Genomic DNA, 21048 nt, shown 5'->3' on the forward strand with positions numbered 1-21048 from the left:
CCGGAAGCCCCGGGCCCGCGCCAGCGCGGTCCGGGGCTCCGCCCCGGACCCCTTCGTGGGCGTGCCCACGCCTTACCCGCCCGCCCGAGCGAAACGCCCCGCCACAACCGGCCCGGCGGGCCCACCGGCCCCCACCACACCCCCGGGGCTCCGCCCCGGACCCCCTTTCGCCTGCGGCCCGGTGGTCCGGTTGTGCCACCCTCCCCCAAGCTCTCGGCTCCGCTCGGGCAGGGGGGATCCCCATCGCCCCAGCGGAACGTATGCCCACAACCACGTGAACCCGGCCTGCAACCGGAGTGGCGGGCCGCAACCAGGCACGAGCCGCGGGCGGCATCCGGCGCTGGGGTGGGGCCGTGCAGGGTCGTCCCCGCAGGGGTTGGCGGCCGGGAAACGGCTCCCTTACGAGCAAGCTCAGCCCGCCGGCCCCGTGGGGGTGCCCCCTCTGGGGGAGAGTCGAGCCCGGAGGGGCCACACCCCCCACCCACCGGCAGGCACCACACCCGCACCCCGAAACGGCCGGGCCCACCCGGAGGTGGCCGCACCCGCACCCGCACCCGCACCCGCACCCCGAAACGGCGGCCCACCCCTGGGGGAGGGGCGCGTTCCGGCCGTCGTGAGGGGTGGCGCGGCTGATAACCGCTCTGGTCAGGGTGCCGGGGCGTACCTAGCATCACTGGCAATTCGGCGCGTCGAGGCCCTGGCCGGAACCGCTTGAATGTTTGACATGTCCATGCCGTTCTCGGTTGGACCCCCCACTTCCACCGGCAACCGATGGGAGCACCATGTCCAGAACAGTCAGACCCTCCCGAGCCTTACTCGCCGGCGGCGCGGCCGCGGCGTGTATGGCCGCGACCATGCTCGCGCCGGGCGCGTCGGCCTCCGCGGCCTCCGCCCGCGGCATCGTCGCACCGCCCGACAAGATCGTCATCGAGATCGCGACCGTCAACGGCTCGGGCTGCCCGCAAGGCACCGCCGCCATCGCGGTCGCTCCGGACAACACGGCCTTCACCGTGACGTACAGCAACTACCTCGCCCAGGTGGGCCTGGGGGCGAAGCCGACCGACTTCCGGAAGAACTGCCAGCTCAACCTGATCGTGCACGTCCCGCACGGCTTCACGTACGCCGTCGCCAGCGCGGACTACCGCGGCTACGCGCACTTGGAGCCGGGCGCCACCGCCACCCAGAAGGCGTCGTACTACTTCCAGGGTTCGCCCGACAACGCCGTCCGGACGCACCCCTACAGCGGACCGTACGACAACAACTGGCAGGCGACCGACTCCACCGACTGGGGCCAGCTCGTCTGGGCGCCCTGCGGAGTGAAGCGGAACTTCAACATCAACACCGAGCTGCGCGTGAACGCCGGCACCTCGGACCCGAAGAAGACGAACAGCTTCATCGCCATGGACTCCACGGACGGTGACATCAAGACCGTGTACCGGCTCGCGTGGAAGGAGTGCCCGGCGTAGTCCACGCCGGCCGGGGACGGGCCCGTACCCCTCCGCGGGCCCGCCCCCGGGGCGCCTCACCGCCTCACAGGATCACCACCTCACAGGCTCACAAGCACCCCGCCGCACCACCGCACCGCCTCACAAGCACCCCGCCGCACCGCCGCACCGCCTCACCGCCTCACCGGCTCAGCCGCTGGAACCGCCGCACGGCGAGCGGCAGGAACACCGCCACGATCACCAGCGGCCACACCACAGCCATCGGGCCGGCGTTCTCCTGGATCCAGCTGCCGTCACTGCCGACCGGGTTGCCGAACAGCTCGCGCGTCGCCGCCGCCGTGGAGGAGATCGGGTTCCACGCGGCGATCGTGCCCAGCCAGCCCGGCATGGTCGAGGGCGCCACGAAGACGCTGGAGACCATGGTGAGCGGGAAGGCCACCACGAACAGCCCGCCGGCCGCCTCGGGGTTCGGCACCAGCAGTCCCAGCCAGACGCCCACCCAGATGAGGCCGTAGCGCAGGAGGAGCAGCAGTCCGAAGGCTCCCAGCGCCCCGGCCGCGCCGCCGTCCGGGCGCCAGCCCATCACCAGGGCCGTCGCGGCGAGAATGGCCAGTTCGGCACAGGCCAGGATCAGATCGGTCAGGCCACGCGCGGTGACGACCGCGGAGGGGGCCATCGGCATGGACCGGAACCGGTCGATGACGCCTTTGTTGGCGTCGGTGACCACGGCCGTCGCGGTGTTGATGAACCCGAAGGCCATCGTCATCACGAACATCCCCGGCATGAGGAAGTCCCGGTAGTCGGCGGCTCCGCCGCCGCCCGGCGGCTTCATCGCCCCGCCGAAGACGTACCCGTACAGCAGCACCGACAGGATCGGGAACCCCAGCTGCCAGGCGATGTAGACCGGCTTGCGCCGGTAGTGGGTGAGGCTGCGGCGTACGACGTTCAAGCAGTCGGCCGCCGCCCAGTAGGCCCGCCCCCGCCCCGTGATCGGCTCCACGGCGCTCATGCCGCCACCGCCTCCTTCCCGGTCAGGCGCAGGAACACGTCGTCGAGGCTCGGCCTGCGCAGTCCGATGTCCTCGACCTGGACGCCCTCGTCCCGCAGGGCCCTGGCCACCTCGGTGAGCGCGGCGACCCGGTCGGCGACGGGGGCGTGGACGCGCCGCTCGGTCCCGTCGACGTGCGGCTCGCCGTCGCAGACGCGGGCGATGGTCTTGGCCACCCGGGTCAGATCGCCCTCGTCCGCGGCGACCACCTCGATCAGGTCGCCACCCACCCGGTTCTTCAGCGCCTCCGGGGTGTCGTCGGCGATGGCCCGGCCGCGGTCGATGACGGTGATGCGGGAGGCGAGCTTGTCGGCCTCCTCCAGGTACTGGGTCGTCAGCAGGACGGTGGTGCCGCCCGCCACCAGCGCCCGGACGGCGTCCCAGACCTCGCCGCGCCCGCGCGGGTCGAGCCCGGTGGTCGGCTCGTCCAGGAAGAGCACCCGGGGCGCCAGGATCATCGAGGCGGCGAGGTCGAGCCGCCGCCGCATGCCGCCGCTGTACTCCTCCACGCCCTTGTCGGCGGCCTCCACCAGGTCGAACTGCTCCAGCAGTTCGACGGCGCGCAGCCGGGCCCTGCGCCCGCCGAGGTGGAAGAGCCGGCCGAACATCTCCAGGTTCTGGCGGCCGGTGAGGATCTCGTCCACCGCGGCGTACTGCCCGGTGAGCCCGATCAGGCCGCGTACGCGCCGTGGGTCACGGGCCACGTCGACGCCGGCGACCTCGGCCCTCCCGCCGTCGAAGCGGCGCAGTGTGGCGAGCACCCGCACGGCGGTCGTCTTCCCGGCGCCGTTGGGGCCGAGCAGCCCGTGCACGGTGCCGGGGCGCACGGCCAGATCGAAGCCGTTCAGCGCCTGTTTCTCCCCGTACCTCTTCATCAGGCCCTCGGCCCGTACCGCGTGACTGTCCGACATGCGCCCTCCCAGAAACTGAGTACACCGTACCCAAGAAGCGTACACCGTACCCAGTTCTTGTCCACGGGTTTACGCTGACCGTCATGACGAGGGAAAAGGCGACGACGAGCGGCAGCGGCGACATCGTGCGCAGCCTCGAACTCCTCTGGGGCACCGGCGAGCACGCCGCCGCCGGCAGCCGCGGGCCCAAGCGGGGCCTGTCACTGGACCGGATCGTCACCGCCGCCGTGGAGATCGCCGATGCCGAGGGCCTGGACGCGGTGTCGATGCGCCGGCTGTCGACCGAGCTCGGCACCGGCACGATGTCGCTGTACCGCTACGTGCCCGGGAAGGCCGAGCTGCTCGACCTGATGCTCGACCGCGTCCAGGGCGTCCCCCTCACCGCGGGCAAGCCGCTGCCGGAGCAGTGGCGCGACGCCGTCGACGCACTGGCCCGCGCCCATCTCGACCTCTACCGCCGCCACCCCTGGCTGCTGAAGGTCAATCAGGCCCGGACGGTCCTGGGCCCCGCCGCCCTGCGCGGTCTGGAACTGGCCCTGGCGGGGCTACGGGGCATGGGGCTGAGCGACCCCGAGACGATCTCCGTCCTGATCTCCGTGCAGAGCTTCGTGGCGGGCATCGCGCGCATGGAGGCGGACACGGTGGAGGCGGCGAAGGAGACCGGTGTCAGCGACGCGGAGTTCTGGGGCAGGCAGGAGCCGTTCCTCGTGCGGGCCATGGAGAGCGGCGACTTCCCCCTGACGGCCGGGCTGGCCGAGGACACGTTCTCGGCCGAGTTCGACCACTTCGAGTTCGGGCTGCGGGTGCTGCTGGACGGCTTCGAGGCGAAGGTGGCGGCGAAACGGCGCCAGGACGAGGCGTGAGGAGGGCCCACCCGGCCCCCGAAACCCCCGGCCGCCCGCCCAGGCCCCCAGGCCGCCCCCACCGCCCCGACGTGGTCACCCGGCCACCCGGCCCGGGGCCGCGCTCAGCCCCGCCGGCGCAGCCGCTTGAGCCCCAGTGCGACGACGGCCGCGCTCGCGAGCAGGACGACCCCGAGCGTGACGCCCTTGTTCCCCTGGGGCGCGGCCCCCTCCCCCGCGCCGCCGCCGTCCGGGGCCGGCTGCCGGCCGGTCGGGGAGTCCGCTCCGCCGGAGCCGCCCGGCGCGGCGCCCTCCACCGGGACGCGCACCACTCCGCTTCCCCGGCCCTCGGAGCCGAACATCATGGCCGAGCCGTCCGGTGTGTACGTCACCGACTCGGACTGCCCCTGCAGCGGGGCGCTCACCCGCTTGTCCGCGCCCGGTCTGCCGTTCCGCCAGGCGTACGCCCGCGCGCTGAAGTAGCTGCGCAGCACCAGTTCCTTCCCGTCGGGGGAGAACGCCCCGTCGGTGACCCACGGCACTTCGGCGATGCGCCGGAAGACGTTGGTGCCGGACGAGGAGAGCCGGGCGGGCCCTTCGTACAGGCCGCCGCCGTCCTCGTTCTTGGAGGCGATGTAGACCCGGCCGGTCGTGGGGTGGACCATCAGCGCCTCGGCGTTGCGGGCCCCGTCGGCGTACCTGACCGTGTACTGCGTCGCGTCGACCGTCTGGTCCTTCAGCTGCCGCGGCTCGCGGAAGCGGTAGATCCAGACCTGGTCCCAGGAGCCGTCGAGGTTGTCGCCGATGTCGCCGACGTACACGTGGCCGTCCTTGCCGACGGAGATGGCCTCCATGTCGCGGGGCTTGCCGACGCCGCGCAGGGTGACGGTCGCCACCGTCTTGCCGGTCCGGGAGTCGACGGCGAACACGCGCGGCTCGTCCTGGTCGTTGTGGGTCCAGTAGACGCCCGGGTGGCTGCGGCTGGCGGCGAGCCCGCTGGACTCGGTGATCCGCGGGTCCTCGATCGTGAACCCGTCGTCGTCGGCCGCGGTCGCCGGGGCGGCGGCGAGCAGCACCAGGGCCAGAGCGGCCGTACCCGAAGTCGTACGCAACGAAGGCATGCCCCCAGTGTCCATGGTCACATCCCCCGGCCCGGTCCCGGCCGGGCGAGGTCGGCCATGATGGCACCCATGCGTTTCATGTTCGTCGGCGACTCCATGACCATCGGAAGCGCCGGTGACTTCACCTGGCGCTACCGCATGTGGCAGCACCTCAACGCGTCCTTCGGCGGCCCCTACCGCATCGTCGGCCCGCGCACCGAGCTGTACGACACGGCCGCCGCGGCACCCGTCTCGCACGCCTACGCCGATCCCTCCTTCCCGGACAAGGCCCGGAAGCACCTGGCCGGCTGGGGCGAGGGCTGGCTGCACATGGCCCCGCTGATCCGTGAGGCGGTCGCGACGACCAAGGCCGATGTGCTGCTCGTCTCGCTCGGGCTGATCGACCTGGGCTTCTACACGAACAGCTCGCAGACCGCGGAGAACGTCCACGCGTTCATGGCGGAGGCCCGGGCCGCCAACCCGCACATACGGGCGGTGCTCCTGCCCGTCATACCGAACGTGCGGGCCGAGAACGACGCCCCCTTCGCCGCCGAGTGCGCCCGCTTCAACGAGCTGCTGGCCAAGGCGGTCGCGGATCTCGACGAGCCCGCCTCCCCCGTGCTGCTGGCCTCGCCCCCCGAGTCGTACGACATCCACCGGGACACCTACGACGGAACCCACCCCGCCCCGTCGGGCGAACACAAGCTGGCCGAGGCCTTCGCGACCGCCATGCACCAGGCGTGGGACATCGGCGCCCCGTACCGCCACTGATCCCCGGCCGGCGCCGCCGGTGATCCGCGTCGGCCGCCAGTGATCCGTGTCGGCGCCCCTGTTCGGCCCCCTCCTCCGCGATGCCGTTGATCACATTCACTTGATTCACAGAAACCCCACATCTACCGTGCATTCGTCCATCTCATTGACGAATGTGTGTTCGCACGGCTTCGACTCCTGAGCCCATGAGGCACCCCCAGGGGTGGCGTAAGCGCGCGCCGCCCGGCATCTGGAGGTTGTGCCGTCATGTCCCGAATATCCCGTCGGGCTGCTCTTGGCGTGCTCGGACTCGGCGCCGCCGGGGTCACGGGAGTCGCCGGCACCGGATGCGCCGGCCGCGGCGACAAGGCCCCGCCCGTCCGCAAGCGGACCAGCAGCGGCAACAACCCCGTCACCGCCGAGAACTCCCGCCCCGGCTCGGCCGATTGGCACGTCGCCCCGGAGAGCAAGCGCACCAACAAGGACCGGCTCGGCCAGGTCACGGGCTACGCCTCCGCCACATCCGTGAGCCCCGGCGAGTCCCTCGACTTCCGCGTCTCCGTCCGCACGCCGCAGCGCTTCACCGTGACCGTCCACCGGATCGGGCACTACGCCGGTGAGGGCGGCCGCACCGTCGCCACCAGCCCCGAGCTCGACGCCGCGCCCCGGCCCACACCCAAGCCCGACCCCCGGACCGGCGCCATCGTCTGCGACTGGCCGGTCTCCTGGACCCTGCGCGTCCCGGACGACTTGGCCTCCGGGTACTTCGTCGCCGTCTTCACCACCGAGGACGGCCACCGCAGTTGCACGCCCTTCGTGGTGCGGGACACCACCCGCTCCTCCGACCTGCTGGTCGTCGCGCCGTTCGCCACGTACCAGGCGTACAACCAGTGGCCGCTGGACGGCCGCACCGGCAAGAACCTCTACAAGGGGTACGCCAGGCCCGGCGTCGTCGGCAACAACAAGCACCGCGCCCACCGCGTCTCCTTCGACCGGCCGTACTCCGACCACGGCCTGCCGCGCTGGGCGGAGCTGGACATCGCCTTCGTCCGCTGGGCCGAGCGGCAGGGGTACGACATCACGTACGCCACCAGCACCGACCTGCACGAGGGACGGATCGACCCGACCCAGTACACGGCCATGGTCTTCCCCGGCCACGACGAGTACTGGTCCCGCCCCATGCGGGACGTGGTCGAGAAGGCCGTGGACGCGGGCACGCACGTCGCCTTCCTCGCCGCCAACAACATCTACTTCCACGTCCGGCTGGCCGAGGACGCCGACGGCACGCCCGCCCGCGCGGTGGTCTGCTACAAGCAGGACGAGGACCCGGAGCCCGACGAGTACGGCCCCACCAAGCGGTGGCGCGACCTCGGCGACGACCGCGACGAGAAGCACGGACGGGCCGAGCAGGGCCTGCTGGGCGTGCAGTACAACGGCATCCTCTCCGAGCCCGCACCGCTCGTCGTGAGGGAGCCCGGCCACTGGTTCTGGGCGGGCACGGGGCTGCGCGACGGTGAGGAGATCGCGGGGCTCGTGGGCGTGGAGGCCGACGGCTACGACCGCAAGATGCCGGCCCCCGAGGACGCCGAGCGCACCCTGCTGTCGGAGTCCCCGTACGGCGACACCTGGGGCAAGAAGGGCGGCCGGGGCAGGCGCATCCAGAACACCAGCCTCAGCGAGCACGCGGACGGAACCCTGGTGTTCTGCGCGGGCACCTTCTTCTGGAGCCTCGCCCTGACCGACCCGGCCCACGCGGAACCGCGCGTCCAGCGCGCCACGCAGAACCTGATCCAGCGGATGCTCAAGCCGCGGGCCTAGGCCCCGTCCGCCGCCCCGCCCGGCGACCCGGGCCGCCTCCACCCTCCCGGGGCGGGGCGGTGCCGGGGCTTCACGCCTGAGTACTGCCGACCCAGAGCACCTTGATGGCCATCCGGGACCCGTCGACGTCGTAGGGGGCCCGGTACGGCCCCACGCGTAACCGCCGTAGGCCTTACGAACCGAGTTTGCTGCTGGCGAGGGGCTCCGGTTCGATCGCCAGCGCGCTGAGGGCCTGCACCAACGGCTTGACGCGATCACCATCACGCTTTGAGGCGTCGCAACCCCCCGGCCGCGGCAGGCTCCCAGATGATCGTGCACCTCATGAGGTGACGTCCCTCAGCATCGCCTCGACCTCTTCCTGCGTAAGTCCCGCACCGCCCGCCTCCCTGACCCGCAAGGCGAACGCGAGATCGGCGAATTCGAGCCCGCGCTCCCTGTCCTGGGGATCCGCGGCACTGTCGGCGAGCGCCTGCGTCCACCAGTGGTCGAGGAACACCTCGAAGGCGGACCCCTCGGTCAGTGCGGCCAGTTCGGCATCGAGATCGGCGAGGCGATCAGCGCGCAGGGCCTCACGGATGCCCTGAAGATTGCGCGCGACCACGTGCCCGGTGAAGCCGACGTCCTGGCCCGCTTCCTCCACGATCTCCCGCAAGTCGCCATGCCTCTGCTCCTCTCTCGGACCACGACAGCAGCGTATGGCTCAGGCACCGGCGGCCACCTCCTCCACGCGCGCACGCCACGGGACGAGCCGCGTCGTACGAGGTGACCGCGCGGCCGCCAGGTCGCTCCGGCAGCGGCCGCAGTGGGTCTCGTCGCCGACCGGCCGGAAGAGGTGCTCGTCCCCCGGGCCCTCACAGGCGACCAGGGCGGCGGGCCGTGCGGGCGCGTCCGCCGCCGGAGCCTCGGCAGCGGGCAGCTTCTCGACCAGGCGGTGGCGCAGGAAGCCGACGGCCGAGCGGACCCCGCCCGGCGGGAGCCCGGAGGTGAGCGCACGCCGCAGATCACCCGCCGTGATCCCCCGGCGGAGCCACTCCGCGGCAGCCTCCACCAGCCCCCGCGCCTCGCGGACGCCGAGCAGCAGCTCCGGGTGCGTGTGGCGCAGCGACAGCAGCACACGCTCGGCCTCGGCCGCTTCCGGTCCTTCGGGTGGGGGGTGGGGAAGGTTCTTCTCCTGGTTTTCCTCCTCCGGAGGAGAGCCGTCGACGGCCCGGGACATCGATCCACCGACCGCCGGTTCCGGCACACTCGGCGACTCGGGCCCCACCGGCAGAGGCGAAGGCGGAGGCAGAGGCGAAGGCAGAGGCGAAGGCGGAGGCGGAGACGGAGGATCGGACGGCGCGTCGCTCCGGACCGCGTTCGCCTCCTCACGCGTGAGGGTGACGTTGGAGATGAGCTGGTCCGTGCTCCAACGCCCCCTGACCGACTGCCACTTCCACTCGTGGAAGAACCCGCAGGCGATCAGCTCGGCCTTTGCCTTCTGAAAGGCCCTCGGCTTCATGCCGAGGTCGTCGGCGTGCTCACTGAGCGGCTTGGACAGCTCGCTCTCGTGGAGCCCCTGAAGGAGGATGATCAGGATCTTCGCGTCGCTGCTGAGGTGCCGATGGCGTACGACGTCGTGCGAGACCTTGGTGTAGCGCCGAACCGGCGCGATAGCATGCCGAAGCATTTCTGGTGGACCTCTAGCTCCACTGGTGGTGAAGGTCCTCGGCCGGTGTTGGCGCACCGCCGGGGACCGCTCCGTTTCTCCACACGGAGCGTGATGACGCGGTTACCGTACCGCACGCATGAGCATTTCGCGCAACAAGTCCGGTTCGACGAAGGGGACTTCCGCCGTCGGGCGTGACCTCCAGTCCAGCGGCCAGGTCAGCCCCTCCAGCGCGGGCACCCCTACGTACACCGAGCCCCGGCCGTCCCGGGTCAGCGCCCGCGCGCCCGCCGGCCAGCAGTACGCCGCCACCGTCCGCGGCGGCAGCAGGAAGTACATGTTCTGCTCCCCCGCGATCTGCCGCACGATCGGCCCGGCCCGGAAGTCCGTGCACTGCATGAGTTCGTAGGCCACTTCCTCGCCCAGCAGCCCGCCCACACAGAGGGCGTCGAAGTGCACGCCCGCATGCCGCAGGGCATGACCGCTCGCCGGAACCCAGGACGGAACCTTGTCAAGTGAAATGCGCGGATTCATGCGACCAGCTTTGCGGCCGAGCTCTACTGTGACCAGCGCCACAAGCTGTTTGTGCGGGGCTGTGCACCTGGGGAGGACGGTTGTGAACGTCGGAAACAACGGCACACCTGGAGCCGCGAAGGCCTTCGGCAGGCTGCTGCGCTTCCACCGCCTGCGGGCCAAGGTGTCCCAGGAGGCTCTGGGCGACCACACCGGATACTCCAAGTCCCAAGTGGCGATGATCGAGCGGGGTGAGCGGCGCCCGAGGGGGAACTTCGTGGAGCTGGCGGACGAGATGCTGAGTGCACAAGGTGCACTTCTGGAGGTGGCGGAGGAGGTGAAGGTAAGTGGTGTGGCGGCGTGGTTCGAGGACTACGTCGAAGAAGAAGCCAAGGCGGCCGGTATTCACTGGTACGAGAACCATCTGATCCCTGGACTGCTTCAGAGTGAGCCGTACGCTCGGGCAGTCTTCAGCTGCGCCGTCCCTTCACTCGACGACGAGGAGATCGAGGCCGCCGTTGCAGCACGGCTGGCCCGCCAGAGCCTGTTCCACCGCAGGCCGACGCCTCTGGTCAGCTTCGTACTTGAGCAGAGCGCTCTGGCTCGGCCGATCGGTGGCCCGACGGTGCTCAGAGCGAACCTGTTGCACATCCTCGACATCGGGCGGCGGCGGAACGTCGAAATCCAGGTGATGCCGGAGAACCGTCAAACCCATGCCGGGCTCAACGGACCTTTCATCTTGCTGGAGACAGCTGAGCGCCGCAGTCAACTCGTCTACGTCGAAGGGCAGGGCGGGCGGTACTTTCTCAGCGAACAGCCGGACGTAGGTGATGTGTTCGCCCGCTATGGGACTCTGCGAGCACAGGCCCTCAACCTGGAAGACTCGGCCAAACTCATCGAACAGGTGGCACAAGCGCTATGAGCACAGACCTCAACTGGTTCAAGAGCAGCTACAGCGGCGACCAGGGTGGCGCCTGCGTCGAGATCGCGTTCGCCTGGGCCAAGTCCACTTACAGCGGCAGCCAGCAGGGGGAGTGCGTCGAGATCGCCGCCTGCCCCCACACCGTCCACGTCCGGGACTCCAAGGACACCACCCGCCCCGCCCTGACCCTCTCCCCCGCCGCCTGGGCGGCGTTCCTGGACGGGCAGCGCCGCCTATGACGTCTTCGGGGACAGCGTTCCGTCAGGGGAGGTCCCGGTCCGACGGCACCGTGGTGTCACAGTGCCCGGCGCATGCAGACCCGCGGCCACCGGTCCAGGCCGTGTGCCGCTTCGCGCTCGCGGATCTTCCGTAGACCGGGGGTGAGGCTGCTGTCGTCCATGGGCCGGAAACCGCAGCGCGCGTAGTAGGGGGCGTTCCACGGCACCTCGGTGAACGTGGTGAGGGTCAGGGCGCGTGCACCGTCGCTCGCGGCACAGGCCGCCAGATGGTCCAGCAGCAACCGGCCGACACCACGACGAGCGCTGTCCGGGTGCACCGAAACCTGCTCGACGTGGAGGTTGCCGTCGACCCGGTCGGCGATCAGGTAGGCGACGGGGGTGTCGGTGTCGTTGGCCACGACCCAGGCCAGCCCGGCGTGGTGGTAGCGGGCGAGCTCACCGAGCGGGAGCGGCTCGTCATCGGCGATCTCCGGCATGCCGATGTCTCGGAAGCACTGCCCGGCAGCCCTCTCGATGTCCTGGAGAACGGGCAGTTCGTCCAGGCACACGGCTCGGATGCGCATGGACGCATTCTCCTCGGCACGCCGGACGGCGCCACCGATTAAGCGTCCTGTGCCGGATGTTCACCGGCGGTGGCCGCGTGGGCAGGCCCCGATCGACATGGGTCGGCAACTGCGGTCCTCTTCAGGGCCGGGGCAGTGGTCTCGGCGCGCGCGGTGAGGAGGCCACCCGTCGACGTCCCCCCTGAGGACGTCGCCCGTCGCGGCTTCCTCAGGGTGCGTCCCCGTAGCGTGTGGCCATCGCGGCCGCGCGGTCGCGCAGCGAGGCGCGCAACGCCGCCGGGGCCAGGGCTTCCGCGTCCGTGCCGAGCTGCCACAGCGCCCACTCGGCGTGGCGGAGATCCTGGAACGTCGCCTCCAGCCGCAGCCTGCCGTCCGCGTCGGTTTCCGCGGCGCGGACGGCCACCGCGGTGTTCAGCAGGTCTTCCCGCCGCTCCGGTTTCACCCGCATCAGCACGGCGATATGGCCGCTGGACAGGAACTGCGCGCAGCGTTCCCGCCAGACCCGGTCCAGATCGACCCGGTCGGGTCGCTGGGCGGGGTCCGGGAGTTCTTCGGCGGCCCGTACTCGTGACAACCGGTACGTGCGGTCGGCGCCGGAGCGCGTGGCCAACAGATAGCCGCGGTCGCGCACGGTGACCAGGCCGATCGGGTCTACCGTGCGCCATTGCGGTGCCTGGTCCGCGGCCGCGTAGTGGATGCGCAGTTTGTGTCCGGCGAGCACCGCGCGCCGGACTTCGATCATGGTCGTGTCGGGCAGCTCCTCGCTGACCGGCCGGCGTGAAAGCAGGTCGGTCTCCGGCTCGACGAGGATTCTCCGGGCCGCGTCGCTCACGGTGGCCCGATGGGTCTCGGGCAGCGCGTCGACGACCTTGCGCATGGCCGAGGCGAGCGCCGAGCCGAGGCCGAACGCCTGCTCGCCGCGGCCCGATCCGGCGGTCAGCAGGGCGAGTGCCTCGTCGTGGTTCAGTCCGGTGAGTTCGGTCCGGAAACCGGGCAGCAACGTGAACCCGCCGTTGCGGCCGCGTTCGGCGTAGACCGGGACGCCGGCCGCGGACAGCGCCTCGATGTCGCGCAGCACGGTACGGGTGGACACCTCCAGCTCGCGGGCGAGGGTGTTCGCGGTCATCCGACCGCGCTGACGCAGCAGCAGCACCAGCGAGACCAGCCGATCGGCGCGCATGCTCGAAAACCTATCGAATACATGACCAAGGATGTCGTGCTTTGTTGGAAGGCTCGTGAGCACCGACGTCGGCGGTGGCGGTAACGGCACCGAGGGACGTACGGACTCCCGACGAATCGAATGGAGCTGATGTGGCAGTGGAGCGAACGGCGGTCAACCCGGTCACGTGGTCGGTGGAAATGGGCTTCAACCAGGGTGAGGTCGTGTCCGGGCACACCCGGACCCTGTACTGCTCCGGTCAGACCGCGACGAGTGGCGAGGGCAAGCCCCTGCATGACGGGGACATGGCCGCACAGTTGGCGCTGAGCCTCGACAACCTGGAGGCCGTGCTCGGCGAGGCCGGCATGTCCCTCGCGAACCTCGTCCGGCTCAACGTCTACACCACCGACGTCGATCTGCTGTTCCCCTACTACGGCGTCCTGGCGTCGCGGTTGGGCGCCGCCGGGGTGGCACCGGCCACCACGATGCTCGGTGTGACACGGCTGGCGGTCCCCGGCCTGATGGTCGAGCTCGAGGGGACCGCCGTCGCCTGACACGAGGTCGCCGACACGAGGTCGCCGACACGACGTGCTGCCGCACCCACGTGGAGCGGCGGCACGTCACTCCGCCGGTCATGGGCTCGACCACGTGCGGAGCTACGCCGTCGAAGCCGCGTCAACCGCCTCGAACGCCTCCCCGCGGTGGCCCGGCGCGCCGGGCCGCCGGTGGCGGGCCTTGGGGGAGCCCGCGCGGCACCGGACGCCCCGGCACCCGCACCCCTGTGGGCCGTGCCGCCCACACCCCCGCCAAGGGCCGTCACGGCGGCTTCCCGGGCCGCGGCCGACAAGGTTTTCCGGCCAAACCGCTGTCTCCATAAAGCCGTTGCCCCCGTACAAGATCGGATTTAAAGTCGGTCAGGTGACTGCCGGGTCGGCCATGGGCCACACACGAGAGAGCTCCCCGGCCTCGGCGTGAGCGCGAGGCGGGCAAGAGCCCCGCCCTTTCCGCGTCTTCCCCCACCGGCGCCCCGAGCGCCGCGCGTTTTCCCAGCGGATTCGAAGACCGGAGACACACCACACATGACTGATGCAGTCCAGCTGAACCACACCGTCGTCTACGCCAAGGACCGCCGCCTGTCGGCCGAGTTCCTCGCCACCATCCTGGGGCTGAAGGTCGACGCGCCGTTCGGGCCGTTCCTGCCCGTCGACCTCGGCAACGGCGTGACGCTCGACTACTACGAGCTGACCGACGAACCCATCCAGTCGCAGCATTACGCGTTCCTGGTGCCCGAGGCTCAGTTCGACGACATGATCGCCCGACTGGAGGCCGTCGGCGTCACCTACTACGCCGACCCTCAGCACACCGAGCCGGGCCGGACGAACAACCTCTTCGGCGGCCGGGGCGCTTATTTCGACGACCCCGACGGCCACAACATGGAGATCATCACCCGGCCCTACGCCCGCCCCTAGGGCGTGATTCCAGGGACGCCGCTGGGCGAGACCGCGCCCCCGTCCCCGCACCCCGTCCGCACCCCGCCCCTCGGAGCGCCCCTCGCCGGGGCCCTTCAAGGGGTGGGTTCGGACCCGGGCCGTGGGTTCGGACGCGGCCCGTGGGTTCGGACGCGGGCCCCGGTCACCGCAGGGTGAGCAGGGTCTCGGATTCGACGCGGGTCAGCTTCTCGGGGTTGCGGACGTAGTAGAGGCCGGTGATGCGCGCGTCCTCGAAACGGACCGCCATGATGCCGTCGATCTCTCCGTCCAGGCGCAGGACGAGAGCGGGGTTGCCGTTCACCACGGTGAGTTCGGTGGTCAGCGTGGCGCCTACCTTGCCGGTGCCGCCGACGATGAAGCGGGAGACCTTGTCCGCGCCGACGACCGGGCGCACCGCGGCCTTCTTGAGGCCACCGCCGTCGCTGACCAGGACGACCTCCGGGGCGAGCACATCGAGGAAGCCCTGCAGGTCCCCGGTGGAGAGCGCGCGCTGGAACGACTCCAGCGCCGCCCGCTTCCTGCTCGGGGACACCACTTCGCGGGGGCGGCGGGCGTCGACGTGCTTGCGGGCCCGGTGCGCGATCTGGCGGACGGCCGCCGGGCTCTTGTCGACGGCCGCCGCGATCTCGTCGTAGCCGATGTCGAAGACCTCGCGCAGCACGAAAACGGCGCGCTCCGTCGGCGACAGTGTCTCCAGGACGAGCATCATCGCCATCGACACGCTCTCGGAGAGCTCGACGTCCTCGGCGACGTCCGGCGCCGTGAGCAGCGGCTCGGGCAGCCACTGGCCGACGTACGCCTCCCTGCGGCGCGACATCGTCCGCAGCCGGTTGAGCGCCTGGCGGGTCGTGATCCGGACGAGGTAGGCGCGCCGGTCCCGCACCTGTTCCAGATCGGCCCCGACCCATCGCAACCAGGTCTCCTGGAGCACGTCCTCGGCGTCTGCGGCCGATCCGAGCATCTCGTAGGCGACGGTGAAGAGCAGGTTGCGGTGGGCGACGAACGTCTCGGTCGCCGGGTCGGTGATGCGGTCACTCATGTCGGTCTCGCCTCATGTCTCGAATCCTCGCGCCTCAGGCGGCGGCACGCTTCGCCTGCAGCAGCTCCCGTCGCTTGGTGCCTCCGGAGACGCGGTGCAGGCTGTACGCGCCGGGCTTGCGCGCCTCGTCGGCCAGGTGCTTGACGATGCCCGAGCAGACCATCTCCTTGAGCTTCGCGCCGGGGCGACCGCCGATGTGGAACCCCACCGCGACGTCGTACCGGTGGGCGAACTGGAAGATGCCGGCGCCCCGGCCCAGGCTGATGCACTGGCCGGCGAACACCTGGTTGAGGGGCCGGGGCCGGTCACCCGCGATCCGGCTGAGCACCGTGTCGGCGGCCCGCGCGCCCAGGGGTATCGCGGCCTGGCAGCTCATCCGCAGCGGCAGGCCCGATGGCGCCGCCGAGTCCCCGGCCGCGACGATGCGCCCGTCGTCCACGCTCGTCAGGGTCTCGTCCGTGAGCAGGCGGCCCAGGTCGTCGGTGGTCAGGCCGCTGCGCGCGGCCAGGTCCGGCACGCCGAAACCGGCGGTCCAGATCGTCACGGCGCTGGGGAGCTCTCGGCCGTCGGCGAGCCGAACGGCGTCCCGGCTCACCGCCGTCACCTTCGCACCGGTGCCCTCGATCACGGTCACACCGAGTTCGGCCAGCCGCCCGGCCACCGAGCGGCGGCCCCGCGGGTGCAGGTACGGGCCGAGGACGCCGCCGCAGACCAGGGTCACCGTGCGGCCCTCCTCCGCCAGCTCGGCGGCGGTCTCGATGCCGGTCGGGCCGCCTCCCACCACGGTGACCACACCCGTGGCGGGCGCGTCGTCGAGGACCGGCCGCAGCCGCTGCGCCTCCTCCAGGCCGGCGATCGGACAGGCGAACTCGGCCGCTCCGGGCACGCGCGGGTCGGCACTGCCGCTGCCCACCGCGTACACCAGGTAGTCGTAGCCGACCGTCCCGCCCGCCACGCCGCCGACCGTCCCGCCCGCCACGCCGTCGGCCGCGAGCGTCACGCGGCGCCCGGCCGCGTCGATCCGTGTCACGGTGTCGACGACCAGCCGGACGCCGTCGGCCAGGACGTCCCGGTAGTCGACGACCGCGTCGTCGGACCCGCCCACCAGCTGGTGCAGGCGGACCCGGTGGACGAACTTCGGGCGCGGGTTGATCAGCGTCACCGTCACGTCGTCGCGCTGCGTCAGGCGATTGGCCGCCATGACTCCGGCGTACCCGCCGCCGATCACGACCACGTGCGTCTTCCCGGTCATGGTGTCTCCTCCGCTTCGAACGCTTCTCCGGCGCCCCCATGGCGCTTCTCGGGGTGCGCCCTCAAGACACCGCGCGGCCGGATCCTGTGACACGCCGTGACGCGGATCACTCCACAGCCGAGGAGTGCCTAGGCCTCCATGCGGTCGACCGCGTCCTTCGCCTCCTTGAGGTCGGCGCCCGTGATCTCGCGGTAGAGCTTGATCGCCTTGATCTTCTGCCCCTGCCGCAGCAGGTCGCCGACCTCGGCCAGCGCGGGATCGGTGTGCTCGACGCCCAGGTGGTCGAGGAGGAGGTCGACCTTGCGCTCCAGGCGGGTGATTCTGCGGTTGGTGCTCTTGATCTTCTGCTCGACGGACGAGCTCATGAGTATGACGACGAAGATCGCGAGAATGATCATGCCAATGTCCATGATCCACGATCGTAGTGAGGCCGCCCGCATGCGAGGGTCGCGGCCCCGTGCGAGCCTGGAATGAGCCCGTCGGCCGAAATCCGCTCCAGGAGGCGATCGTGGGCAAGAAGCAGACCCGGGTGAACAAGGGTGCCCGGACCGGCGGCCATGAGCACCGCACGCCCCCGGCCGAGACCAAGACACAGCCGGCGAAACCGGCGGCGCCCGACCGGGCACGCCCGATCGGGGAACCGCCGACCCCCCACAGGAAGCAGCCGAAGTTCGGCCACAACTGATCCCCGGCGGTCGGTGAACCACGCCCGGACAGCGCCCGAGCGTGGCTCTCGCGCGCCCTGCCGGAGGCAGCCGTGCCCCTCCCAAGTGCCTTGACCTCAAGCGCGGTCGAGGTCATAGCGTCCCGGCATGACACAGACACAGACCGCTGCCGCCACCCCTGCCGCTCCCCTCCCCGCCGCTTCCCTCGCGCCCGCCGACCCCGCCGTCGACGACAAGGACCTGGCCTCCCAGCCCATCGGCTACTGGAGCGGCATGGCCCACAGAGCCGTCATCACCCACATACGCGACGCCATGGCCCGCATGGACGTCACCCAGCCCCAATGGTGGGCCCTGAACCGCGCCGACGCCGCGGGCGAGACACGCCCCACCCGCGCGGACGTGGTCGCCCAGCTCGCCGACGTCACCGACACCCCGCACGACGCCTCACGCGCCGTCGACCACCTGCTCCACCGCGGCTGGCTCGGCCTCGACCCCGACAGCCGCCTCCACGTGACGGAGGCGGGCCGCGCCGCCAAGGCCCGCATCAAGAGCCTCGTCGTCGATCTCCGCGCGGAGATCCACACCGGTATATCCGACGAGGACTACGTCACGACGCTCAAGGTCCTGCGCCGCATGGCCGCGAACATCGAGGCGGCGCGGGCCGCGTGAGGGGAATCGCATTCGTGAACACCGGCGTCTGCGTCAACCGGCGGTCTACGATGACCACTTCTGGTTGATCAGCGCCGGACGGGGGAAACGATGGCGTTCGATAACGAGTGGGCAGAGGCGGTGTCGGCGACCAAGGACCGGCAGTCGGCCGGAACGAGCAGTCCCCATCCCGGTGGAGACGCCGAACATCAGGGACTACAGCTTCCGGCAGGAGAACAACCAGAACTGGTTCTACGCCGTCGGCTCCACGCGAGCCAACGTCACCGGCGTCGTCACCGTCGTACCGGATGCCCACGGCCGGCCGAAGGTCGGCCTCGACTATCAGGGCCAACGCCTGGGACCGGTACAACTGGGACGAGAACAAGGGTGTCGACATCTACGGGATGAGCATCCCGGACGGCCAGATGGCACGCTTGCACACCACAGGTCTCGCCCAGGAGTTCGACATGTCGGGCAGCAGCTCGGTCAAGCATTACGACCTGGGCTCCTCCACATCGAACCCTGATCCCCTGCCCAAGCCCGACGAGCCCGGTCGCGAGGGCTCACGCACGGACAACGGGCGGGAGACGCGCGAGGGCCGGGGAGGCACCAGCAGGTGAGTGGTACCGACAACGGGGCAACCGGAAAGCCGTCCGCGCGCCGAAAGCTGCTGGTCCTCGCGACGGTGGTGGTCGGCACCGTCGCCGTCGCCGTCCTGGCCTTCGACTTCCTCACGGACAAGTGGCTGGACGACTCCGCCAGGAAGGAGCGGGAGTGCTGCTGGGAGAGCGGCGCCACCCCGGCGTGGACGGCCGAGCAGCTCGACGTCCGGATCCCCGGGGGCGCCGGTGACCGGCGGGCCGGGTACAAGGTCGGGGAGCGGTGGGACACGGGGCTGCTGAGCTTCACCCTGCCCACCCGGGAGGCGACGGCGTACGTGGCTCCGCATACGCCGAAGGGGACCCGACTGATCCGTAACTTCGAGCCCGAGGGCAAGGACTACGAGCGGGCCGACGGGTTCGCGCACCTCGGACTCACGGAGCCCGAGACCCTCGTCGAGGGGCTGCTGCACGGGTACTTCTGTCCCGTGCCGCCGGGGGCCACGGCCGAGGCCGACAGCGAGGGATGCTCCGAACTCTGGACGCACGAGTACAAGCCCGGCACCACCCGCATCCATCTGAGGTCGACCTTCGAGCCGGGGCTCACGCCGCCCTCGTGAGGCGGTTGGCGAACGTGGACATGGTGGAGGTGCCGATGCCCATGACCACCTCCAGGGCGTTCCGCTCGGTGTAGCCGTGGGCCAGGAAGGCGCGGAGGTCGGCCTCGGGAACCTCGCCCGTCGTCGCGTAGACCGCCTCGACGAACTGCCGTACCGCATCGAGGCGTTCGTCGGGGAGCGGAGCACCCTCCCGCAGGGCGGTGACGAGTTCGGCGGGGGCTTGGAGGGCGCGCAGCTTGCGCGTGTGCAGGTCGACGCAGACGTGGCAGCCGTTGCGGGTCGCGACCGTCATCACGACGACCTCGCGGGCGACCGGGTCCAGGGTCGTGCGATCGAAGAGGGCCGTGAGCCGCAGGAAGCCGTCGAGCAGCTCCGGGGACGCCGCCATGCGGGCGACGGCCTGCGGGACCTGCCCGCCCATGCGGGCGGCCACGGTTTCCATGGCCGGGCGGGCGGCGGGCGGGGCGGTGTCCAGGGTGTGGTCGACGAACAAGGCGTACCCCTCACTAATATCGACAACATGGTTGACGACAAGAAGGTAAACCAGGTTGTCGAATCCGGCAAGGGGTACGAGCTGCCCCTGCTCCTCTTCGCCGGGTTCCGCACCCTCATCGACCGCCTCCACGCCCAACTCGCCCAGGAGGGCCACCCCGACGTACGGCCCGCCCACGGGTTCGCCATGCAGGCCATCGGCCCGACCGGCGCCACCGCCAGCGAGATCGGCCGCCGGCTCGGCGTGTCCAAGCAGGCGGCCGGCAAGACCGTCGACCGGCTCGTCACCCTCGGATACGCCGAGCGGGCCGACGACCCGGCCGACGCCCGCCGCAAGCTCGTCCTGCTCACCCCGCACGGCTTGGACGCCCTTGCCCGCTCGGCCGCGATCTTCGACGCCCTGCGCGCGGAGTGGGCCCACGCCCTCGGCCCCGACCGCGTCGACGACCTGGAAGCGGCCCTGCGCACCGTCGTCCCCGCGGAAGCCGCCTTCCGCCTCGACGCGGCGGGCTGGATGGGCGGCGCCTAGCCCCGGCGTGGCGAGTTCTCGCCACGGGCGTGTCGGCATCCACGTCCGTATCGTTTATGTGCGCGGCTGCATGCGATCACGCGGCAGCGGGGAGGAGCGCCACGATGACCGTCGTAGAGAACGACAGGATCCACATGGCCGAGAGCAACGACGAGCGCACTCTGGACGACATGTTCGAGGCGCTTGAGCGGATGGGCGTCCCCGAGGGATACAAGGCGGAAATCGTCGGGGGGAACATCTTCATGTCGCCACAACGGGACACCCATTGGGACGTCATTCTGGACATCATTGAGCAACTTCGTGCCACGTACCCACGAAAGCGTGTGAAGTCCGACGTCCGCATCGACTACCCCGGCCACCTCAACGGTTTCGCGTCCGACGTGACCCTCCTCTCGGAGGGCGCCGAGCCGAGCGACAAGAGGCTGTGGCAGTCCCAGGACGTACTTTTCGTCGCCGAGGTCATCTCCCGCAGCACCGGCATGAACGACTACGGGCCCAAGAAGGACGCGTACGCGGCGGCCGGCGTGCCGGTCTACCTGATCGTCGACCCGTACACCGGAAAGTGCGTGCTGCACACGGTGCCGAAGGACGGTAAGTACCCCGACCCCGACCACTTCGCCTTCGGGCAGACCATCGACCTCACCGACACACCCGTCGGCATCGCCCTCGACACCGCCGGCTTCCCCCGCGACTGACCGTGCCCCTGTGCCCCCGCGGGGCGCCCTTGCCTGGAGCGCGCTCCAAGGCGTTGTCTTTAAT

Annotated in this window: 26 protein-coding genes; 14 read left to right on the top strand and 12 right to left on the bottom strand. The window is 70.9% G+C overall.

Annotated features, from left to right (window positions below; translation table 11 throughout):
- Positions 1 to 854: 854 nt before the first annotated feature.
- Entirely contained in the window at positions 855 to 1466 is a 612-nt protein-coding gene (locus tag ACY34K_RS27525) for a DUF4360 domain-containing protein (RefSeq protein WP_462751790.1), read from the top strand.
- Between the two features lie 160 nt (positions 1467 to 1626).
- Here the strand turns inward: ACY34K_RS27525 and ACY34K_RS27530 are convergent, their stop codons facing one another.
- A complete protein-coding gene (locus ACY34K_RS27530) occupies positions 1627 to 2454 on the bottom strand; it encodes an ABC transporter permease (protein ID WP_462751792.1) in 828 nt (275 codons plus the stop codon).
- On the bottom strand, positions 2451 to 3404 hold the full coding sequence (locus ACY34K_RS27535; RefSeq protein ID WP_462751794.1) for an ATP-binding cassette domain-containing protein: 954 nt from the start codon (positions 3402 to 3404) through the stop codon (positions 2451 to 2453). The genes ACY34K_RS27530 and ACY34K_RS27535 overlap by 4 nt, the downstream gene beginning before the upstream one ends.
- An 83-nt stretch (positions 3405 to 3487) precedes the next feature.
- Here ACY34K_RS27535 and ACY34K_RS27540 point away from each other — a divergent pair, with 83 nt between their 5' ends.
- The gene (locus tag ACY34K_RS27540; RefSeq protein WP_462751796.1) at positions 3488 to 4267 is read left to right on the top strand and encodes a TetR/AcrR family transcriptional regulator; all 780 of its coding nucleotides are present in this window, start codon (positions 3488 to 3490) and stop codon (positions 4265 to 4267) included.
- A 104-nt stretch (positions 4268 to 4371) separates the two neighbouring features.
- Here ACY34K_RS27540 and ACY34K_RS27545 read toward each other — a convergent pair whose 3' ends face one another.
- On the bottom strand, positions 4372 to 5367 hold the full coding sequence (locus ACY34K_RS27545) for a WD40 repeat domain-containing protein (RefSeq protein WP_462751798.1): 996 nt from the start codon (positions 5365 to 5367) through the stop codon (positions 4372 to 4374).
- A 69-nt stretch (positions 5368 to 5436) separates the two neighbouring features.
- Between ACY34K_RS27545 and ACY34K_RS27550 the strand changes: the two genes are divergently transcribed.
- Both ACY34K_RS27550 and ACY34K_RS27555 read left to right on the top strand, forming a co-directional pair.
- Complete coding sequence (locus ACY34K_RS27550) at positions 5437 to 6117, top strand: GDSL-type esterase/lipase family protein (protein WP_462751800.1); 681 nt, start codon at positions 5437 to 5439, stop codon at positions 6115 to 6117.
- 246 nt (positions 6118 to 6363) lie between these two features.
- A complete protein-coding gene (locus ACY34K_RS27555; RefSeq protein WP_462751802.1) occupies positions 6364 to 7914 on the top strand; it encodes a N,N-dimethylformamidase beta subunit family domain-containing protein in 1551 nt (516 codons plus the stop codon).
- A 319-nt stretch (positions 7915 to 8233) separates the two neighbouring features.
- Here ACY34K_RS27555 and ACY34K_RS27560 read toward each other — a convergent pair whose 3' ends face one another.
- The 3 genes from ACY34K_RS27560 to ACY34K_RS27570 form a co-directional block, all read right to left on the bottom strand.
- A complete protein-coding gene (locus tag ACY34K_RS27560; protein WP_462751804.1) occupies positions 8234 to 8566 on the bottom strand; it encodes a hypothetical protein in 333 nt (110 codons plus the stop codon).
- A gap of 48 nt (positions 8567 to 8614) precedes the next feature.
- Entirely contained in the window at positions 8615 to 9580 is a 966-nt protein-coding gene (locus ACY34K_RS27565) for a hypothetical protein (protein ID WP_462751806.1), read from the bottom strand.
- A gap of 102 nt (positions 9581 to 9682) precedes the next feature.
- Positions 9683 to 10093 (bottom strand): hypothetical protein, encoded by a 411-nt coding sequence (locus ACY34K_RS27570; protein WP_462751808.1) that lies wholly within the window; start codon positions 10091 to 10093, stop codon positions 9683 to 9685.
- Positions 10094 to 10175: 82 nt separating this feature from the next.
- Here ACY34K_RS27570 and ACY34K_RS27575 point away from each other — a divergent pair, with 82 nt between their 5' ends.
- Together ACY34K_RS27575 and ACY34K_RS27580 are read left to right on the top strand one after the other, a co-directional pair.
- Entirely contained in the window at positions 10176 to 10994 is an 819-nt protein-coding gene (locus ACY34K_RS27575) for a helix-turn-helix domain-containing protein (RefSeq protein ID WP_462751810.1), read from the top strand.
- Positions 10991 to 11233 carry a DUF397 domain-containing protein gene (locus ACY34K_RS27580; RefSeq protein ID WP_462751812.1) on the top strand — a complete coding sequence of 81 codons (243 nt, stop codon included), beginning with the start codon at positions 10991 to 10993 and terminating at the stop codon, positions 11231 to 11233. Before ACY34K_RS27575 ends, ACY34K_RS27580 begins: the two co-directional genes overlap by 4 nt.
- A gap of 56 nt (positions 11234 to 11289) precedes the next feature.
- Here the strand turns inward: ACY34K_RS27580 and ACY34K_RS27585 are convergent, their stop codons facing one another.
- Both ACY34K_RS27585 and ACY34K_RS27590 read right to left on the bottom strand, forming a co-directional pair.
- Positions 11290 to 11796 carry a GNAT family N-acetyltransferase gene (locus tag ACY34K_RS27585; RefSeq protein WP_462751814.1) on the bottom strand — a complete coding sequence of 169 codons (507 nt, stop codon included), beginning with the start codon at positions 11794 to 11796 and terminating at the stop codon, positions 11290 to 11292.
- Between the two features lie 208 nt (positions 11797 to 12004).
- The gene (locus ACY34K_RS27590) at positions 12005 to 12976 is read right to left on the bottom strand and encodes a helix-turn-helix transcriptional regulator (protein WP_462751816.1); all 972 of its coding nucleotides are present in this window, start codon (positions 12974 to 12976) and stop codon (positions 12005 to 12007) included.
- A 137-nt stretch (positions 12977 to 13113) separates the two neighbouring features.
- On the opposite strand from ACY34K_RS27590, the gene ACY34K_RS27595 reads away from it, so the two are divergent.
- Positions 13114 to 13509 carry a RidA family protein gene (locus tag ACY34K_RS27595; RefSeq protein WP_462751884.1) on the top strand — a complete coding sequence of 132 codons (396 nt, stop codon included), beginning with the start codon at positions 13114 to 13116 and terminating at the stop codon, positions 13507 to 13509.
- A 525-nt stretch (positions 13510 to 14034) separates the two neighbouring features.
- Positions 14035 to 14424 carry a VOC family protein gene (locus ACY34K_RS27600; RefSeq protein WP_462751818.1) on the top strand — a complete coding sequence of 130 codons (390 nt, stop codon included), beginning with the start codon at positions 14035 to 14037 and terminating at the stop codon, positions 14422 to 14424.
- Positions 14425 to 14587: 163 nt separating this feature from the next.
- On the opposite strand, the gene ACY34K_RS27605 is transcribed toward ACY34K_RS27600, so the two are convergent.
- The 3 genes from ACY34K_RS27605 to ACY34K_RS27615 all read right to left on the bottom strand — a co-directional run bounded on the left by ACY34K_RS27605 (position 14588) and on the right by ACY34K_RS27615 (position 17146).
- Entirely contained in the window at positions 14588 to 15484 is an 897-nt protein-coding gene (locus tag ACY34K_RS27605; protein WP_462751820.1) for an RNA polymerase sigma-70 factor, read from the bottom strand.
- 34 nt (positions 15485 to 15518) lie between these two features.
- Positions 15519 to 16736, bottom strand: a complete 1218-nt coding sequence (locus ACY34K_RS27610; RefSeq protein ID WP_462751822.1) for an NAD(P)/FAD-dependent oxidoreductase — start codon at positions 16734 to 16736, stop codon at positions 15519 to 15521.
- 128 nt (positions 16737 to 16864) lie between these two features.
- A complete protein-coding gene (locus ACY34K_RS27615; protein ID WP_462751824.1) occupies positions 16865 to 17146 on the bottom strand; it encodes a ribosomal protein L7/L12 in 282 nt (93 codons plus the stop codon).
- Between the two features lie 98 nt (positions 17147 to 17244).
- Between ACY34K_RS27615 and ACY34K_RS27620 the strand changes: the two genes are divergently transcribed.
- From ACY34K_RS27620 to ACY34K_RS27635, 4 genes are all read left to right on the top strand, one after another.
- The gene (locus tag ACY34K_RS27620; protein WP_462751826.1) at positions 17245 to 17421 is read left to right on the top strand and encodes a hypothetical protein; all 177 of its coding nucleotides are present in this window, start codon (positions 17245 to 17247) and stop codon (positions 17419 to 17421) included.
- A gap of 127 nt (positions 17422 to 17548) precedes the next feature.
- On the top strand, positions 17549 to 18070 hold the full coding sequence (locus ACY34K_RS27625; RefSeq protein WP_462751828.1) for a MarR family winged helix-turn-helix transcriptional regulator: 522 nt from the start codon (positions 17549 to 17551) through the stop codon (positions 18068 to 18070).
- 287 nt (positions 18071 to 18357) lie between these two features.
- Positions 18358 to 18669: a hypothetical protein gene (locus ACY34K_RS27630; protein ID WP_462751830.1), complete on the top strand. Its 312-nt coding sequence runs from the start codon at positions 18358 to 18360 to the stop codon at positions 18667 to 18669.
- On the top strand, positions 18666 to 19268 hold the full coding sequence (locus ACY34K_RS27635; RefSeq protein WP_462751832.1) for a hypothetical protein: 603 nt from the start codon (positions 18666 to 18668) through the stop codon (positions 19266 to 19268). The genes ACY34K_RS27630 and ACY34K_RS27635 overlap by 4 nt, the downstream gene beginning before the upstream one ends.
- Here ACY34K_RS27635 and ACY34K_RS27640 read toward each other — a convergent pair.
- Positions 19252 to 19710 (bottom strand): carboxymuconolactone decarboxylase family protein, encoded by a 459-nt coding sequence (locus ACY34K_RS27640; RefSeq protein ID WP_462751886.1) that lies wholly within the window; start codon positions 19708 to 19710, stop codon positions 19252 to 19254. The genes ACY34K_RS27635 and ACY34K_RS27640 overlap by 17 nt on opposite strands.
- Before the next feature lie 78 nt (positions 19711 to 19788).
- Here ACY34K_RS27640 and ACY34K_RS27645 point away from each other — a divergent pair, with 78 nt between their 5' ends.
- Together ACY34K_RS27645 and ACY34K_RS27650 are read left to right on the top strand one after the other, a co-directional pair.
- Positions 19789 to 20289: a MarR family winged helix-turn-helix transcriptional regulator gene (locus tag ACY34K_RS27645; protein WP_462751834.1), complete on the top strand. Its 501-nt coding sequence runs from the start codon at positions 19789 to 19791 to the stop codon at positions 20287 to 20289.
- Positions 20290 to 20393: 104 nt separating this feature from the next.
- Complete coding sequence (locus ACY34K_RS27650) at positions 20394 to 20984, top strand: Uma2 family endonuclease (RefSeq protein ID WP_462751836.1); 591 nt, start codon at positions 20394 to 20396, stop codon at positions 20982 to 20984.
- Positions 20985 to 21048 lie beyond the last annotated feature (64 nt).

The sequence above is a fragment of the Streptomyces sp. STAM6 genome, assembly GCF_054963715.1.

Excerpts from the sequence above, each read along its gene's own strand:
- ACY34K_RS27525 (WP_462751790.1), top strand. The coding sequence starts at position 855 with ATGCTCGCGCCGGGCGCGTCGGCCTCCGCGGCCTCCGCCCGCGGCATC.
- ACY34K_RS27530 (WP_462751792.1), bottom strand. The coding sequence starts at position 2,454 with ATGAGCGCCGTGGAGCCGATCACGGGGCGGGGGCGGGCCTACTGGGCG.
- ACY34K_RS27535 (WP_462751794.1), bottom strand. The coding sequence starts at position 3,404 with ATGTCGGACAGTCACGCGGTACGGGCCGAGGGCCTGATGAAGAGGTAC.
- ACY34K_RS27540 (WP_462751796.1), top strand. The coding sequence starts at position 3,488 with ATGACGAGGGAAAAGGCGACGACGAGCGGCAGCGGCGACATCGTGCGC.
- ACY34K_RS27545 (WP_462751798.1), bottom strand. The coding sequence starts at position 5,367 with ATGCCTTCGTTGCGTACGACTTCGGGTACGGCCGCTCTGGCCCTGGTG.
- ACY34K_RS27550 (WP_462751800.1), top strand. The coding sequence starts at position 5,437 with ATGCGTTTCATGTTCGTCGGCGACTCCATGACCATCGGAAGCGCCGGT.
- ACY34K_RS27555 (WP_462751802.1), top strand. The coding sequence starts at position 6,364 with ATGTCCCGAATATCCCGTCGGGCTGCTCTTGGCGTGCTCGGACTCGGC.
- ACY34K_RS27565 (WP_462751806.1), bottom strand. The coding sequence starts at position 9,580 with ATGCTTCGGCATGCTATCGCGCCGGTTCGGCGCTACACCAAGGTCTCG.
- ACY34K_RS27570 (WP_462751808.1), bottom strand. The coding sequence starts at position 10,093 with ATGAATCCGCGCATTTCACTTGACAAGGTTCCGTCCTGGGTTCCGGCG.
- ACY34K_RS27580 (WP_462751812.1), top strand. The coding sequence starts at position 10,991 with ATGAGCACAGACCTCAACTGGTTCAAGAGCAGCTACAGCGGCGACCAG.
- ACY34K_RS27585 (WP_462751814.1), bottom strand. The coding sequence starts at position 11,796 with ATGCGCATCCGAGCCGTGTGCCTGGACGAACTGCCCGTTCTCCAGGAC.
- ACY34K_RS27590 (WP_462751816.1), bottom strand. The coding sequence starts at position 12,976 with ATGCGCGCCGATCGGCTGGTCTCGCTGGTGCTGCTGCTGCGTCAGCGC.
- ACY34K_RS27600 (WP_462751818.1), top strand. The coding sequence starts at position 14,035 with ATGACTGATGCAGTCCAGCTGAACCACACCGTCGTCTACGCCAAGGAC.
- ACY34K_RS27605 (WP_462751820.1), bottom strand. The coding sequence starts at position 15,484 with ATGAGTGACCGCATCACCGACCCGGCGACCGAGACGTTCGTCGCCCAC.
- ACY34K_RS27610 (WP_462751822.1), bottom strand. The coding sequence starts at position 16,736 with ATGACCGGGAAGACGCACGTGGTCGTGATCGGCGGCGGGTACGCCGGA.
- ACY34K_RS27615 (WP_462751824.1), bottom strand. The coding sequence starts at position 17,146 with ATGGACATTGGCATGATCATTCTCGCGATCTTCGTCGTCATACTCATG.
- ACY34K_RS27625 (WP_462751828.1), top strand. The coding sequence starts at position 17,549 with ATGACACAGACACAGACCGCTGCCGCCACCCCTGCCGCTCCCCTCCCC.
- ACY34K_RS27630 (WP_462751830.1), top strand. The coding sequence starts at position 18,358 with ATGCCCACGGCCGGCCGAAGGTCGGCCTCGACTATCAGGGCCAACGCC.
- ACY34K_RS27640 (WP_462751886.1), bottom strand. The coding sequence starts at position 19,710 with ATGGAAACCGTGGCCGCCCGCATGGGCGGGCAGGTCCCGCAGGCCGTC.
- ACY34K_RS27645 (WP_462751834.1), top strand. The coding sequence starts at position 19,789 with ATGGTTGACGACAAGAAGGTAAACCAGGTTGTCGAATCCGGCAAGGGG.
- ACY34K_RS27650 (WP_462751836.1), top strand. The coding sequence starts at position 20,394 with ATGACCGTCGTAGAGAACGACAGGATCCACATGGCCGAGAGCAACGAC.